Source organism: Pseudomonas sp. P7758, from assembly GCF_013386485.1.
Classification (GTDB): Bacteria; Pseudomonadota; Gammaproteobacteria; order Pseudomonadales; family Pseudomonadaceae; genus Aquipseudomonas.
In genome coordinates this window covers 53,349-67,481 of sequence record NZ_JACARS010000014.1, presented here as the reverse complement: position 1 = coordinate 67,481, position 14,133 = coordinate 53,349, and the positions used below count along the sequence as shown (strand labels likewise).

Below are 14,133 nucleotides of genomic sequence, written 5' to 3'. Positions count from 1 at the left end.
GTGACGAAATTGTTGCAGTTTGAAGCGCTACACCGGAGTGCCCAGCAGCACGTTGCTGGGGGAGAACTGCACCTTCACCTGCAGGCCTTCGGCGGCATGGATCTGCGCAAGCGCGTCGGGCCGGGCCAGGGCGCAGAGAACCTGGCCGTTGGGCAAGGTGATCCGCACCTCGCTGGGGCCGTCTTCGGCATCGAGAATGGCCTCGATTTTTCCTTCCAGGCAATTGTGTCCAGGTGTTGCTGCCTGCGTGACGGCCAGTACTTCAAGCCAGCCGGCCTTGATCAGGGCGACGACTTCGGTGCCGATCTCCAGCTCCAGGCGCAAGGTACTGTCGTGGGTGATCTGCGCATCCAGGCGCAGCCCGGCTGCCAGCTCCAGGCGAATCAGGTCATTGCGGCCGTGGCTGTCGATGGCGATCACCCGGCCGTGCAACTGGTTACGTGCGCTGGTGCGCAGCATCAGGCGGCCCAGCAGGTTGAAGTCGCTGGCGTCTTCGGCGGAATCCAGCACCTGGGCTTGCAACACCTGCAGGCGTTGGTAAAGGCGTAATACCCGCTCACCCTCGGCCGTCAACCTGGCGCCGCCACCGCCCTTGCCGCCAACGCTGCGTTCCACCAGCGGCTTTTGCGCCAGGTTGTTCAGTTCGTCGATGGCGTCCCAGGCCGCCTTGTAGCTCAGCCCCGCACTCTTTGCGGCGCGGGTGATGGAGCCTTGTTCGGCAATATGTTGCAGCAGTGCAATGCGCTGCGGGCGACGGACGATGTGTTGGCTCAAGAGGGTTGGCAGGGACATGGTTACACGCTTCGATGGAATGGGCTGACGTTGCGGGCAGGACGCCCGCGAGTCAAGTCATGTGCCGGGCTTGGGCGTCCGTGCCAGGCAATACACATCCACCTGTCGGGCGCCGGCATCCATCAACAGGCGGGCGAGACTGCTGGCGGTGGCGCCGGTGGTCAGTACGTCGTCGATCAGCGCCAAGTGCCGGCCTTTGACTTGCGCGCCGTCGGCCAGGGCGAAGGCCTGGTGCAGGTTACGCTTGCGGGTCCTGGCGTCGAGGTCTTGCTGCGCCACGGTTTCACGCGGCCGTGACAGCAGGTGCTCATCCCAGGGGATGTTCAAGTCCTCACTCAGCCAGCGGGCGAGCATTGCCGCCTGGTTGAAGCCCCGTTCCCGCAGGCGTTTGCGGGCCAGGGGCACGGGCAGCAGGCAGTCGGGGCGAGCCAGCGCGGCATCTTCATAGCGGTGTTGCAGGAATTGTCCCAACAGGTGCGCAAGCAGATGCCCCAGCGGCCAGCGGGCCTGATGCTTGAAACGGCTGATCAGGCTGTCGATGGGGAAGCTGTAGGTCCACGGCGCGACGACCTGCTTGAACGCCTGAGGTTGCTTCAAGCACTGGCCGCACACCAGGCCCGTCGCCGGCAACGGCAGTGCGCACACCTCGCAATGTTCCATCAGCCAGGGCAGCTCGGTTTCGCAGGCGCTGCAGACAGGATCGGCCGTTCCGCTGCTTTCATCGCAGATTAAACAGGTTTGGTTGCTTTTTAACCAGATGTAAACCTCGTGTTTGTTCTCAAGTTGACAGTGCATGAATCTTCCTTAAATATGCCGAGCATCCGTATCGTACCTGTGGGTATTACTCCCACAGGGCTTGCCAAAGCATAATCAAGGAATCGCCCATGAGCGCCAGCATCACTGCCAACCTGCGTCACGATTGGTCTTTAGCCGAAGTCAAAGCGCTGTTCGTACAGCCCTTCAACGACCTGTTGTTCCAGGCGCAGACCGTGCACCGCGCGCATTTCGACGCTAACCGCGTCCAGGTTTCCACGCTGCTGTCGATCAAGACCGGCGCCTGCCCGGAAGATTGCAAATATTGTCCGCAGTCGGGCCACTACAACACGGGCCTGGAAAAAGAGAAGCTGATGGAAGTGCAGAAGGTCCTCGAAGAGGCCGCTCGCGCCAAGGCCATCGGTTCGACCCGCTTCTGCATGGGCGCCGCCTGGAAGCATCCGTCAGCCAAAGACATGCCCTACGTGCTGGAGATGGTCAAAGGCGTGAAAGCTATGGGCCTGGAAACCTGCATGACCCTCGGCCGTCTCGACCAGGACCAGACCGAAGCCCTGGCCCAGGCCGGCCTCGATTACTACAACCACAACCTCGACACGTCGCCGGAGTTCTACGGTTCGATCATCACCACCCGCACCTACGGCGAGCGCCTGCAAACCCTGGCGTACGTGCGTGATTCGGGGATGAAGATCTGCTCCGGCGGCATCCTCGGCATGGGCGAGTCCCTGGACGATCGCGCCAACCTGCTGATCCAGTTGGCCAACCTGCCGGAGCATCCGGAATCGGTGCCGATCAACATGCTGGTGAAAGTTGCCGGCACGCCGCTGGAAAACGCCGACGACATCGACCCGTTCGACTTCATCCGCATGCTGGCGGTGGCGCGCATCCTGATGCCGCAGTCCCATGTGCGGCTGTCGGCCGGGCGTGAGGCGATGAACGAGCAGATGCAGGCCCTGGCATTTTTTGCTGGCGCCAACTCGATTTTCTACGGCGACAAGCTGCTGACCACTGCCAACCCGCAGGCGGACAAGGACATGCAACTGTTCTCGCGCCTGGGCATCTTGCCGGAAGCTCGTGAAGAGCACGCCGATGAAGTGCACCAGGCGGCGATCGAGCAGGCGCTGGTGGAGCAGAAGAGCAGCGAGCAGTTTTACAACGCGGCTGTTTGATAAGTCCACTTTGGAATGCCATCCAAATGTGGGAGCGGGCTTGCTCGCGAAGGCGGTGTGTCAGCCAATACATAAGCTGACTGATCCACTGCTTTCGCGAGCAAGCCCGCTCCCACATTTTTGACTGCGTTCAACCTGATCTACCGAGGTCTCATGTCTTTCGATCTCGCCGCGCGTCTTGCGGCTCGTCGTGCCGAACACCTGTATCGCCAACGTCCACTGCTGCAGAGCCCGCAAGGCCCTGAAGTGGTGGTCGATGGCCAACCGTTGCTGGCGTTCTGCAACAACGATTACCTGGGCCTGGCCAATCACCCGCAAGTGATTGAAGCCTGGCGTGCGGGCGCGGCGCGTTGGGGTGTCGGTGGCGGCGCTTCGCATCTGGTCATCGGACACAGCACGCCGCACCATGAACTGGAAGAAGCCCTGGCCGACCTGACCGGTCGCCCGCGAGCGCTGTTGTTCACCACCGGTTACATGGCCAACCTCGGCGCCGTCACGGCGCTGGTGGGGCAGGGCGATACGGTGCTTGAAGACCGTCTCAACCATGCCTCGTTGCTGGATGCCGGTTTGCTCTCCGGCGCGCGCTTCAATCGTTACCTGCACAACGATGCTGAAAGCCTGGCCAAGCGCCTGGAGAAAGCCACCGGCAATACGCTGGTGGTGACCGACGGCGTGTTCAGCATGGACGGTGACCTGGCCGACTTGCCGGCGCTGGCCCGTGAAACCCGGGCCAGGGGCGCATGGTTGATGGTGGATGACGCCCATGGCTTCGGGCCTTTGGGCGCCAACGGTGGCGGGATCGTCGAGCATTTTGGCTTGAGCCAGGAAGATGTGCCGGTGCTGGTCGGCACGCTCGGCAAGGCCTTCGGTACCGCTGGCGCCTTTGTGGCGGGCAGCGAAGAGCTGATCGAAAGCCTGATCCAGTTCGCCCGCCCGTATATCTACACCACCAGCCAACCGCCGGCATTGGCCTGCGCCACGCTGAAAAGCCTGGAACTGCTGCGCACCGAGCATTGGCGGCGGGAGCATCTCAATGGGCTGATCCGCCAGTTCCGCCAGGGCGCCGAGCAGATTGGCCTGGAACTGATGGACAGTTTCACGCCGATCCAGCCGATCATGATTGGCGACAGTGCCCGTGCAATGCGTTTGTCGCAGATGCTGCGCGAGCGCGGGCTGATGGTGACCGCGATCCGCCCACCGACCGTGCCCGCCGGCAGTGCCCGTCTGCGGGTGACTCTCACGGCGGCCCACAGTGAAGCCCAGGTGCAGCTATTGTTAAGCGCATTGGAAGAGTGTTTCCGCTTGTTAGGCCAGGAGCCCGACCATGCGTGATCGACTGATATTGCTGCCTGGCTGGGGCCTCGGCGTTTCGCCGCTGGAACCGCTGGCGGCGGCGTTGCAGGGGCTGGATGAACACTTGCAGGTGCAGATCGAACCGTTGCCGGGCGTGGAGTCGGACGACCTTCAAGAGTGGCTCGATGAGCTGGATTCGACCTTGCCCCAAGACGTCTGGCTGGGTGGTTGGTCCCTCGGTGGCATGCTTGCTGCCGAGTTGGCCGCGCGGCGCGGTGATCATTGTTGCGGTTTGCTCACCTTTGCCAGCAACGCAAGCTTCGTGGCCTGGTCCCGCTGGGACCATGGCATGCACGAAGAGGATTTTATTGCGTTTCTTAACGGTTGCCGCCTTGATCCGGTTGCGACGTTAAAACGCTTCAGTCTGCTTTGCGCCCGGGGCTCCAGCGATCCCCGATCACTTGCTCGGCTATTGCTGGCGGGTGCCCCTAAAACCTCCGCGCAGACCTTGCTCAGTGGTCTGGAGCTGTTGGGCCGATTGGACACCCGTCAGGCGTTGGTCGACTTTCAAGGGCCGCAGTTGCATCTGTTTGCCGGGCTGGACGGGCTGGTTCCGGCTGAAGTGGCCAGTGAGTTGTTCGCCTTGTTGCCTGACGTTGAAATCGGCCTGATTGAACAGGCCGGTCACGCTTTTCTACTGGAGGACCCCCACGGTGTGGCGGGGGCCATCCAGGCTTTTTTGCATGAGTGCGGTGATGACTGATTTGTCCCATGTGCTGCCCGGCGGCTTGCCAGACAAGCGCCAGGTAGCGGCCTCCTTTTCCCGCGCAGCCGCCAGTTACGACAGCGTTGCCGAGTTGCAGCGTGCGGTGGGCAGCGAGCTGCTGCGGCGTTTGCCCGAAGGTCTTTCTCCACAACGCTGGCTGGACCTGGGCTGCGGCACGGGTTATTTCAGTCGTGTGCTGGGCCAGTCATTTGCGGGTAGCCAGGGTTTCGCCCTGGATATCGCCGAGGGCATGCTCAAACATGCCCGGCCGCTGGGCGGTGCACAACATTTCATCGCTGGCGATGCCGAGCGCTTGCCGTTGCAGGACGCCAGTTGCGGGCTGATTTACTCCAGTTTGGCGGTGCAGTGGTGCTCGGATTTTGCCGCAGTGCTCAGCGAAGCGCGGCGCGTATTGCAGCCCGGCGGCGTGCTGGCGTTTGCCAGCCTCTGCGTGGGTACGCTGGATGAGTTGCGCGAAAGCTGGCGCGCAGCGGATGGCATGGTTCATGTGAACCGCTTCCGGCCGTTCAGTGCTTATGAGCAACTGTGCGCAGCCAGTGGTTTGCGGGTGCGCAGCCTGGAGCAGTGTCCCCACGTGTTGCATTACCCCGACGTGCGCAGCCTGACCCACGAACTGAAAGCGTTGGGTGCGCACAATCTGAACCCGGGGCGCCCAGGAGGGTTGACGGGCCGGGCGCGGATTGTTGCACTGGTGCAAGCCTACGAGCAGTTCCGCCAGGCCCAGGGCCTGCCGGCAACTTATCAAGTGGTGTACGCCGTCCTGGAGAAACCTCTATGAATGCCGCTTACTTCATCACGGGGACCGACACCGACGTCGGCAAGACCACCGTCGCTGCCGGCCTGCTGCATGCCGCGCGGCAAGCCGGCAAAAGTACGGCGGCGGGCAAGCCGGTAGCCTCTGGGTGCCAGCTGACGCCCAAGGGCCTGCGCAATTCGGACGCCCTGGCGTTGCTGGCCGAGTGTTCGTTGCCGTTGAGTTATGCCGAGGTCAACCCGGTGGCCTTCGAGCCGGCCATCGCGCCGCATCTGGCGGCCCGTGAAGCCGGCGTGGCGCTGACGGTGCAGTCGTTGTTGAAACCCATGCAGCACGTTCTCGCCAAGCAGGCGGACTTCACCTTGATCGAAGGTGCGGGCGGCTGGCGTGTGCCATTGGCGGACCAGGACAATTTGTCGGACCTGGCCCAGGCGCTGAAGCTGCCGGTGATCCTGGTGGTGGGTGTGCGGCTGGGGTGTATCAGTCACGCGTTGTTGACCGCAGAAGCCATCGCCCGGGACGGATTGCCGCTGGCGGGCTGGGTGGCCAATATCATCGACCCCAAGACCTCTCGTCTGGAAGAAAACCTCGCGACCCTGGCTGAACGACTCCCCGCGCCATGCCTGGGAAGGGTGCCCAAGCTCAAGCATCCCAGCGCCGAAGCGGTCGCCGCGTACTTGCAACTGGACCTGCTTGACTAGTTTTGCCTATCGCGAAGGCATTATGCCATTAGTGTTTTTGACGGGCGTTTTGCCGGTAGGTCTGCTTCAATAACAGTTCACGATTCTCTTATAGGCAGGTTCACGCCATGGAAATCTCTGGTAGCAGTGCGTTTTACTCGGGACTGAGCGCGATTCAGACCGGGCAGAACCGTGTCGACCAGGCCGCCGGCAAGATTGCCAGCGCCGCCACTTCCCAGCCTTCGGACGCGCAAAATGATCGTTTGCGTTCGGTAGACGCCAATCAGGCCAGCAACTCGGCGAGCAACATGGTCGAGATGGCCCAAGGCAAGTTCCAGGTTGAACTGGGCGCCAAAGTCGCCAAGGCTTCCGACGAAATGCTCGGCACCTTGATAGATACTTACGCATAACCCCCCCCCTTCTTATCGTGCGAGCTGGCTTCTCTGTGGGAGCTGGCTTGCCTGCGATAGCGTCACCTCGATCCTCCTGATACACCGCGGCGCCCGCATCGCAGGCAAGCCAGCGCCCACACTGATCTTCACCGCTCAATAATCTTTTTCCCCCTGAATCGTCATGCGGCATTTCGCTGCAGGCCTTGCCGTGCCTGACGTTGACCTGCGTCATGACAAACGGCGTTTGCGCGACGCTTGACAAGGATTGGTCGTAAACGTATGTTTCAAACAACTGTTTGACCGCCACAACACATCCATGCGGTTGTTCATCCCAGATACATCAGCAGAGGTTTATCGCTATGCCTGACTACAAGGCCCCCTTGCGTGATATTCGCTTCGTTCGTGACGAACTGCTTGGCTATGAAGCGCACTATCAGAGCCTGCCGGCTTGCCAGGACGCTACCCCGGACATGGTTGACGCCATTCTCGAAGAAGGCGCCAAGTTCTGTGAGCAGGTACTGGCACCGCTGAACCGCGTGGGTGATATCGAAGGTTGCACCTGGAGCGAGTCAGGCGTTAAGACCCCTACCGGTTTCAAAGAAGCCTACAAACAGTTCGTTGAAGGCGGCTGGCCAAGCCTGGCCCACGACGTGGCGCACGGTGGCCAGGGCCTGCCGGAATCCCTGGGCCTGGCGGTCAGCGAAATGGTCGGCGAGGCCAACTGGTCGTGGGGCATGTACCCGGGCCTGTCCCATGGCGCGATGAACACCATTTCCGAGCACGGCACCCCCGAGCAGCAAGAGGCTTACCTGACCAAACTGGTGTCGGGCGAGTGGACCGGCACCATGTGCCTGACCGAACCGCACTGCGGCACCGACCTGGGCATGCTGCGCACCAAGGCCGAGCCTCAGGCTGATGGTTCCTACAAGGTTTCCGGTACCAAGATCTTCATCTCGGCCGGCGAACACGACATGGCCGACAACATCGTCCACATCGTGCTGGCTCGCCTGCCGGACGCACCGGCTGGCACCAAAGGCATTTCGCTGTTCATCGTTCCCAAGTTCGTACCAAACGCCGACGGTTCGATTGGCGAACGCAACGCGGTGTCCTGTGGTTCCCTGGAACACAAGATGGGTATCCACGGCAACGCCACCTGCGTGATGAACTTCGACGCGGCCACCGGTTTCCTGATCGGCCCGGCGAACAAAGGCCTGAACTGCATGTTCACCTTTATGAACACCGCTCGCCTGGGCACCGCGCTGCAAGGCCTGTCCCACGCTGAAATCGGCTTCCAGGGCGGCCTCAAATACGCTCGCGACCGCCTGCAAATGCGCTCCCTGACTGGCCCGAAAGCGCCGGACAAGGCCGCTGACCCGATCATCGTGCATCCTGACGTGCGCCGCATGCTGCTGACCATGAAAGCCTTCGCCGAGGGCAACCGCGCGATGGTGTACTTCACCGCCAAGCAGGTTGACGTGGTCAAGTACGGCACTGACGACGAAGCCAAGAAACAGGCTGACGCACTGCTGGCGTTCATGACCCCGATTGCCAAGGCGTTCATGACCGAAGTCGGTTTTGAAGCCGCCAACCACGGCGTGCAAATCTACGGCGGCCACGGCTTCATCGCCGAGTGGGGCATGGAGCAGAACGTTCGCGACAGCCGCATTTCGATGCTGTACGAAGGCACCACCGGCATCCAGGCCCTCGACCTGCTGGGCCGTAAAGTGCTGATGACCCAGGGCGAAGCGCTGAAGGGCTTCACCAAGATCGTCCACAAGTTCTGCCAGGCCAACGAAGGCAACGAAGCGGTACAAGAATTCATTGCACCGCTGGCGGCACTGAACAAAGAGTGGGGCGAGTTGACCATGAAGGTCGGCATGGCGGCCATGAAAGACCGCGAAGAAGTCGGTGCCGCTTCGGTGGATTACCTGATGTACTCCGGTTATGCCTGCCTGGCTTACTTCTGGGCCGACATGGCCCGCCTGGCCGCCGAGAAACTGGCTGCCGGCACCAGCGAAGAAGGCTTCTACACCGCCAAGCTGCAGACTGCGCGCTTCTACTTCCAGCGCATCCTGCCGCGTACCCGCACCCACGTTGCAACCATGCTGTCGGGCGCCAACAACCTGATGGACATGAAAGAAGAGAACTTCGACCTGGGCTACTAAGCCTCGGCCAGTTCGCTTCAAAAGCCGCCACTCCTTCGGGAGCGGCGGTTTTTTTTGCGCGATAAAAAACCACAGTACCGCACTCAGGGATTGCTCCGAGCGGCCGTTACAGTGATGGCAATGTGATACGCATCACATTGAATGTGCTTAACTGTGATCAGTGAAGGCACTGTGCCATCTTTTTTTGTGGGTCGGAGCTTTACCCTTGTCGCGCGCGTCTGCTGTACGTTTCAGTCATTTTTTACCTTCACTGCTTTTACTGCTGGCGGGGCTCTCGGCTGCGTATGTGAAGGATCTCAATGTGTTCTTCACTTCACTGTTCAATGTGCTGCCGACCCTCGTGCTGCTGCTGGGCGGCTCGTACTGCGCGGTCTACCGGCGCCAGCGAGAGCTGTTCCTGATGATCACGGTGTATGTGGTCTATTTCCTGCTGGATACCCAGACCGATTACTACCGCGATAACGGTCGCGTGCGGGACGACGCGGCCGTGGTCTTCCACCTGTGTTGCCTGTTGTTACCGTTGCTGTTCGGCATCTACGCGGTCTGGCAAGAAAAAACCCACCTGTTTCGCGACTTCGTCGCACGCTGCGCGGTGCTGTTTGCGGTAGGCAGCGTGGCGCTTGCCCTTGAACAAAGTTTCCCCCATGCCTTGTTAAGCTGGTTGGCCGAAATTCGCTGGCCCGCCTTGCATGGCCGCTGGATGAGCCTGATCCAGCTGTCCTATCCGATGTTCCTGATTGGTTTTGTGACCCTGGCCGCGCAGTACTGGTATCAACCAAGACCGCTGCACGCCGCGCAGTTGGTAGGGTTGCTGGGGTTGTTCTGGATGTTGCCGCAGACGTTCATCCTGCCGTTCACCCTGAACATCATGTGCAGCCAGGTGATGCTGATGATCGCTGCCGGGGTGGCCCACGAGGCTTATCAAATGGCCTTCCGTGACGAGCTGACCGGGTTGCCGGGCCGCCGCGCGCTCAATGAGCGCATGCAACGCCTGGGGCGCAATTATGTGCTGGCCATGGGCGACGTCGATCACTTCAAGCGTTTCAACGATACCCATGGCCACGACGTGGGCGACCAGGTACTGCGCCTGGTGGCCAGCAAGCTGTCCAAGGTCAACGGCGGCGGCCGGGCCTACCGCTATGGCGGTGAGGAATTTGCCGTGGTATTCGCCGGCAAGACCCTGGATGAATGCCTGCCGCACCTGGAAGAGATCCGCGAAATCATCGCCAACTACGACATCAAGCTGCGTAACCCGGACCGTCCCCACGACGACCAGCAGGGGCGCCAGCGTCGTGTGGGCAATGGCACTTCCAGCGTGTCGGTGACCGTCAGCATCGGCGTGGCCGAACGCCAGGCCGAGCAGCGCAGCCCTGAAGAAGTGCTCAAATCCGCCGACCAGGCGCTGTACAACGCCAAGGGCGCGGGGCGTAACTGCGTGGTCGCTGCGGGGCAGACCCGCCGCGGCGCGGTCCGCATGGACAGCGCTGCCGGTTGAGTGATGGTGGTGTATTCAGCGGCCCTACAGTGATTGTCCGGTGGGCCGTGGGGCAGTAGGTTGAAGGCATCTGCTGCCGGAGACATTGCCATGCCTGACTATAAAGCTCCCCTGCGCGACATGCGCTTTCTGATCGATCACGTCTTTGACTTCCACGGCCACTACGCCGCGCTGGGTGCAAGCGATGCCAGCCCGGACATGGTCGGCGCGATCCTCGAGGAAGGTGCGAAGTTCTGCGAAAACGTCCTGGCGCCGTTGAACCGCTCCGGCGATGAAGAAGGCTGCCATTTCGACAACGGTGTGGTGACCACGCCCAAGGGCTTCAAGGAAGCCTTCGCGCAGTACGTGGATGGCGGCTGGCACGGTTTGGCGGCTGACCCGGCCTACGGCGGGCAGGGCTTGCCAATGTCCCTGGGCCTGGTACTCGCGGAGATGATCTCCTCCAGCAACACGTCCTGGGGCATGTACCCCGGCCTGACCCACGGTGCGATGTCGGCGATCCGTGCCCACGGCACTGAAGAGCAGAAAAACACCTACCTGAGCAAACTCACCGCGGGCCAGTGGACCGGCACCATGTGCCTGACTGAAGCCCATTGCGGCACCGACCTCGGCCTGATCAAGACCCGCGCCGTACCGCAGGCCGACGGCAGTTATGCAGTCACCGGCAGCAAGATTTTCATCTCGGCCGGCGAGCATGACATGAGTGACAACATCATCCACCTGGTGCTGGCCAAGCTGCCGGATGCGCCGGCCGGCACCAAGGGAATCTCGCTGTTTATCGTGCCCAAGTTCCATGCCGACTCGGGCGAGCGCAACACGATGAGTTGCGGCTCCATCGAGCACAAGATGGGCATCAAGGCGTCGGCCACCTGTGTGCTGAACTTCGATGGCGCCCGGGGTTTCCTGATCGGTGAGGCGAACAAGGGCCTCAACTGCATGTTCACCATGATGAACCATGCGCGCCTGGGCACCGGCATGCAGGGCCTTTGCCTGGGGGAAGCGAGCTTCCAGGGTGCGATCAAGTACGCCAACGACCGCTTGCAGATGCGCTCGCTGACCGGCGCCAAGGCACCCGAAAAAGCCGCTGATCCGATCATCGTCCACCCGGATGTGCGGCGCATGTTGCTGACCATGAAAGCCTTCAATGAAGGCAACCGCGCATTGACCTACTTCTCGGCACAATTGCTCGATACCGCACACCTGAGTGGCGACGAGGGGCAACGCCAGGAAGCCGAAGACCTGTTGGCCTTCCTTACGCCGATCTGCAAGGCGTTCATGACCGAAACCGGGCTGGAGGTGACCAACCACGGCATGCAGGTGTTCGGTGGCCATGGCTTCATTCGTGAATGGGGCATGGAGCAACTGGTTCGCGATTGCCGGATTGCGCCGATCTATGAAGGGACCAACGGCATCCAGGCCCTGGATTTGCTCGGGCGCAAGGTGCTCGGCAGCCAGGGCAAGCTGCTGCGCGGCTTTACCAAAATCGTCCACAAGTTTTGCGCGGCCAACGCCGAACATCCGCAACTCAAGGCCCATGTGGCTCAGCTCAACCAGTTGAATCAGCAGTGGGGTGAGCTGACGGTCAAGGTAGGCATGGCAGCCATGAAAAACCCGGATGAAGTCGGCGCTGCAGCCCTGGATTACCTGATGTACAGCGGCTACATCATCCTTGCCTACTTGTGGCTGCGCATGGCGCTGGTGGCGCAGGAGCAGTTGGACAGCGGTAGCGGTGATGCCGATTACGCCCGAGGCAAGCTGGCGACCTGCGAGTTCTACTTCAAGCGCCTGCTACCGCGCACGGCCGCGCACCGGGCGGCGGTGGAGGCGGGCAGTGAGTGCCTGATGAGTCTGCCGGCGGAGCTGTTTGCGCTTTAGTGACCGTAAAATACTTGTTGGTCACAAGCAGACCCTATGTGTCACAAAAGTTGTTCGGTTACACTCGGGGTCTGTAAAACCGACCCCACCCGAATAACGTTAAAGTTCTCACGAGGTTTGCCATGGCTGACTACAAAGCGCCGCTGCGCGATATGCGCTTCGTCCTCAACGAAGTTTTCGAGGTCGCCAAACTCTGGGCCCAACTGCCCGCGCTGGCGGAGACCGTCGACGCCGAGACCGTTGAGGCAATCCTCGAAGAAGCCGGCAAAGTCACCTCCAAGACCGTAGCCCCGCTCAGCCGCGGCGGCGACGAAGAAGGCTGCCGCTGGGAGAATGGCGCGGTCTTCACCCCGGCTGGCTTCAAGGACGCCTACAAAACCTACGCTGAAGGCGGTTGGGTAGGTGTTGGCGGCGACCCGGCGTACGGCGGCATGGGCATGCCCAAGGCGGTGTCGGCCCAGGTGGAAGAGATGATCAACTCCTCGGGCCTGGCCTTCGGCCTGTACCCGATGCTGACCTCCGGCGCCTGCGTGTCGATCAACACCCACGCCAGTGAAGAGCTCAAGGCCACTTACCTGCCGAATATGTACTCCGGCGTGTGGGCCGGTTCCATGTGCCTGACCGAACCTCATGCCGGCACTGACCTGGGGATAATTCGGACCAAGGCCGAGCCTCAGGCAGACGGTTCCTACAAGGTCAGTGGCACCAAGATCTTCATCACCGGTGGCGAGCACGACCTCACCGAGAACATCATCCACCTGGTGCTGGCCAAGCTGCCGGACGCACCGGCGGGTCCCAAGGGTATTTCGCTGTTCCTGGTGCCCAAGTTCATGGTCAATGCCGACGGCAGCCTGGGGGCGCGCAATCCGGTGACCTGCGGCTCCATCGAACACAAGATGGGCATCCAGGCGTCTGCGACCTGCGTGATGAACTTCGACGAAGCCGTGGGCTACCTGGTGGGCGAGCCGAACCGTGGCCTGGCCGCGATGTTCACCATGATGAACTACGAGCGCCTGGGTGTGGGCATCCAGGGCCTGGCCTCCGGTGAGCGCTCTTATCAGAACGCTATCGAATATGCGCGCGACCGCCTGCAAAGCCGTTCGCCAACCGGTCCGAAAGCCAAGGACAAGGTCGCTGACCCAATCATCGTCCACCCGGACGTGCGGCGCATGCTGCTGACCATGAAAGCCTCGAACGAAGGTGGCCGTGCGTTCTCCACCTATGTGGCGATGCAGCTCGACACCGCCAAGTTCAGCGAAGACGCCACCGCCCGCAAACGCGCGGACGATCTGGTTGCTCTGCTGACCCCGGTTGCCAAGGCGTTCCTGACCGACCTGGGCCTGGAAACCACCGTGCACGGCCAGCAGATTTTCGGCGGCCACGGCTACATTCGCGAATGGGGCCAGGAGCAACTGGTGCGTGATGTGCGCATCACCCAGATCTACGAAGGCACCAACGGCATTCAGGCCCTGGACCTGGTGGGACGCAAGATCGTCGGCAGCGGTGGGGCGTTCTACAAGCTGTTCGCTGATGAGATCCGCCATTTCACCACCACTGCCGGCGCCGAACTGGCCGAATTCACCAAACCGCTGGACGCGGCCGTGGATGACCTGGACGAACTGACCGCCTGGCTGCTGGACCGCGCCAAATCCAACCCGAATGAAATCGGCGCGGCATCCGTGGAATACCTGCACGCGTTCGGCTACATGGCTTATGCCTACATGTGGGCCCTGATGGCCAAGGCGGCTCTGGGTAAAGAGGCTCAGGAAGACTTCTACGCGAGCAAGCTGGGCACCGCGCGTTTCTACTTTGCGCGCTTGCTGCCGCGGATCGCGTCCCTCAGCGCCTCGGTAAAAGCCGGTAGCGAATCGCTGTTCTTGCTGGATGAAGCACTGTTCTAAGGGCTTGGAGGGCGTGTAAGCATTCTCTTACATGACGTGCTGCTATTCGTCCTCTATCG

General features: G+C 61.5%; 12 protein-coding genes. 10 read left to right on the top strand and 2 right to left on the bottom strand.

Annotated features, from left to right (window positions below; genetic code table 11):
- Positions 1-27 precede the first annotated feature (27 nt).
- Both HX873_RS03550 and HX873_RS03545 read right to left on the bottom strand, forming a co-directional pair.
- On the bottom strand, positions 28-792 hold the full coding sequence (locus HX873_RS03550; protein ID WP_003211075.1) for a TOBE domain-containing protein: 765 nt from the start codon (positions 790-792) through the stop codon (positions 28-30).
- Positions 793-849: 57 nt separating this feature from the next.
- Entirely contained in the window at positions 850-1,587 is a 738-nt protein-coding gene (locus HX873_RS03545) for a ComF family protein (protein WP_008434366.1), read from the bottom strand.
- An 89-nt stretch (positions 1,588-1,676) separates the two neighbouring features.
- Between HX873_RS03545 and bioB the strand changes: the two genes are divergently transcribed.
- From bioB to HX873_RS03495, 10 genes are all read left to right on the top strand, one after another.
- Positions 1,677-2,732, top strand: coding sequence for a biotin synthase BioB (gene bioB, locus HX873_RS03540; protein WP_003211072.1), 1,056 nt, complete (start codon positions 1,677-1,679; stop codon positions 2,730-2,732).
- A gap of 153 nt (positions 2,733-2,885) precedes the next feature.
- On the top strand, positions 2,886-4,064 hold the full coding sequence (bioF, locus tag HX873_RS03535) for an 8-amino-7-oxononanoate synthase (protein WP_177122387.1): 1,179 nt from the start codon (positions 2,886-2,888) through the stop codon (positions 4,062-4,064).
- Positions 4,057-4,788 (top strand): alpha/beta fold hydrolase, encoded by a 732-nt coding sequence (locus HX873_RS03530; protein WP_177122386.1) that lies wholly within the window; start codon positions 4,057-4,059, stop codon positions 4,786-4,788. The genes bioF and HX873_RS03530 overlap by 8 nt, the downstream gene beginning before the upstream one ends.
- Entirely contained in the window at positions 4,781-5,590 is an 810-nt protein-coding gene (gene bioC, locus HX873_RS03525) for a malonyl-ACP O-methyltransferase BioC (protein WP_134327422.1), read from the top strand. The genes HX873_RS03530 and bioC overlap by 8 nt, the downstream gene beginning before the upstream one ends.
- Positions 5,587-6,267, top strand: coding sequence for a dethiobiotin synthase (bioD, locus tag HX873_RS03520; protein ID WP_008434374.1), 681 nt, complete (start codon positions 5,587-5,589; stop codon positions 6,265-6,267). Before bioC ends, bioD begins: the two co-directional genes overlap by 4 nt.
- A 107-nt stretch (positions 6,268-6,374) precedes the next feature.
- Positions 6,375-6,656 (top strand): hypothetical protein, encoded by a 282-nt coding sequence (locus tag HX873_RS03515; RefSeq protein ID WP_008434375.1) that lies wholly within the window; start codon positions 6,375-6,377, stop codon positions 6,654-6,656.
- Between the two features lie 341 nt (positions 6,657-6,997).
- A complete protein-coding gene (locus HX873_RS03510; RefSeq protein WP_177035247.1) occupies positions 6,998-8,803 on the top strand; it encodes a phenylacyl-CoA dehydrogenase in 1,806 nt (601 codons plus the stop codon).
- A gap of 205 nt (positions 8,804-9,008) precedes the next feature.
- Positions 9,009-10,298 (top strand): diguanylate cyclase, encoded by a 1,290-nt coding sequence (locus tag HX873_RS03505; RefSeq protein WP_177020656.1) that lies wholly within the window; start codon positions 9,009-9,011, stop codon positions 10,296-10,298.
- 90 nt (positions 10,299-10,388) lie between these two features.
- Positions 10,389-12,173 (top strand): acyl-CoA dehydrogenase C-terminal domain-containing protein, encoded by a 1,785-nt coding sequence (locus HX873_RS03500; RefSeq protein ID WP_177122385.1) that lies wholly within the window; start codon positions 10,389-10,391, stop codon positions 12,171-12,173.
- 122 nt (positions 12,174-12,295) lie between these two features.
- Positions 12,296-14,074 carry an acyl-CoA dehydrogenase C-terminal domain-containing protein gene (locus tag HX873_RS03495; RefSeq protein WP_177122384.1) on the top strand — a complete coding sequence of 593 codons (1,779 nt, stop codon included), beginning with the start codon at positions 12,296-12,298 and terminating at the stop codon, positions 14,072-14,074.
- Positions 14,075-14,133: the final 59 nt, after the last annotated feature.

Excerpts from the sequence above, each read along its gene's own strand:
- HX873_RS03510 (WP_177035247.1), top strand. The coding sequence starts at position 6,998 with ATGCCTGACTACAAGGCCCCCTTGCGTGATATTCGCTTCGTTCGTGAC.
- bioD (WP_008434374.1), top strand. The coding sequence starts at position 5,587 with ATGAATGCCGCTTACTTCATCACGGGGACCGACACCGACGTCGGCAAG.
- HX873_RS03495 (WP_177122384.1), top strand. The coding sequence starts at position 12,296 with ATGGCTGACTACAAAGCGCCGCTGCGCGATATGCGCTTCGTCCTCAAC.
- HX873_RS03515 (WP_008434375.1), top strand. The coding sequence starts at position 6,375 with ATGGAAATCTCTGGTAGCAGTGCGTTTTACTCGGGACTGAGCGCGATT.
- HX873_RS03550 (WP_003211075.1), bottom strand. The coding sequence starts at position 792 with ATGTCCCTGCCAACCCTCTTGAGCCAACACATCGTCCGTCGCCCGCAG.
- HX873_RS03545 (WP_008434366.1), bottom strand. The coding sequence starts at position 1,587 with ATGCACTGTCAACTTGAGAACAAACACGAGGTTTACATCTGGTTAAAA.
- HX873_RS03530 (WP_177122386.1), top strand. The coding sequence starts at position 4,057 with ATGCGTGATCGACTGATATTGCTGCCTGGCTGGGGCCTCGGCGTTTCG.
- bioF (WP_177122387.1), top strand. The coding sequence starts at position 2,886 with ATGTCTTTCGATCTCGCCGCGCGTCTTGCGGCTCGTCGTGCCGAACAC.
- HX873_RS03500 (WP_177122385.1), top strand. The coding sequence starts at position 10,389 with ATGCCTGACTATAAAGCTCCCCTGCGCGACATGCGCTTTCTGATCGAT.
- bioC (WP_134327422.1), top strand. The coding sequence starts at position 4,781 with ATGACTGATTTGTCCCATGTGCTGCCCGGCGGCTTGCCAGACAAGCGC.
- bioB (WP_003211072.1), top strand. The coding sequence starts at position 1,677 with ATGAGCGCCAGCATCACTGCCAACCTGCGTCACGATTGGTCTTTAGCC.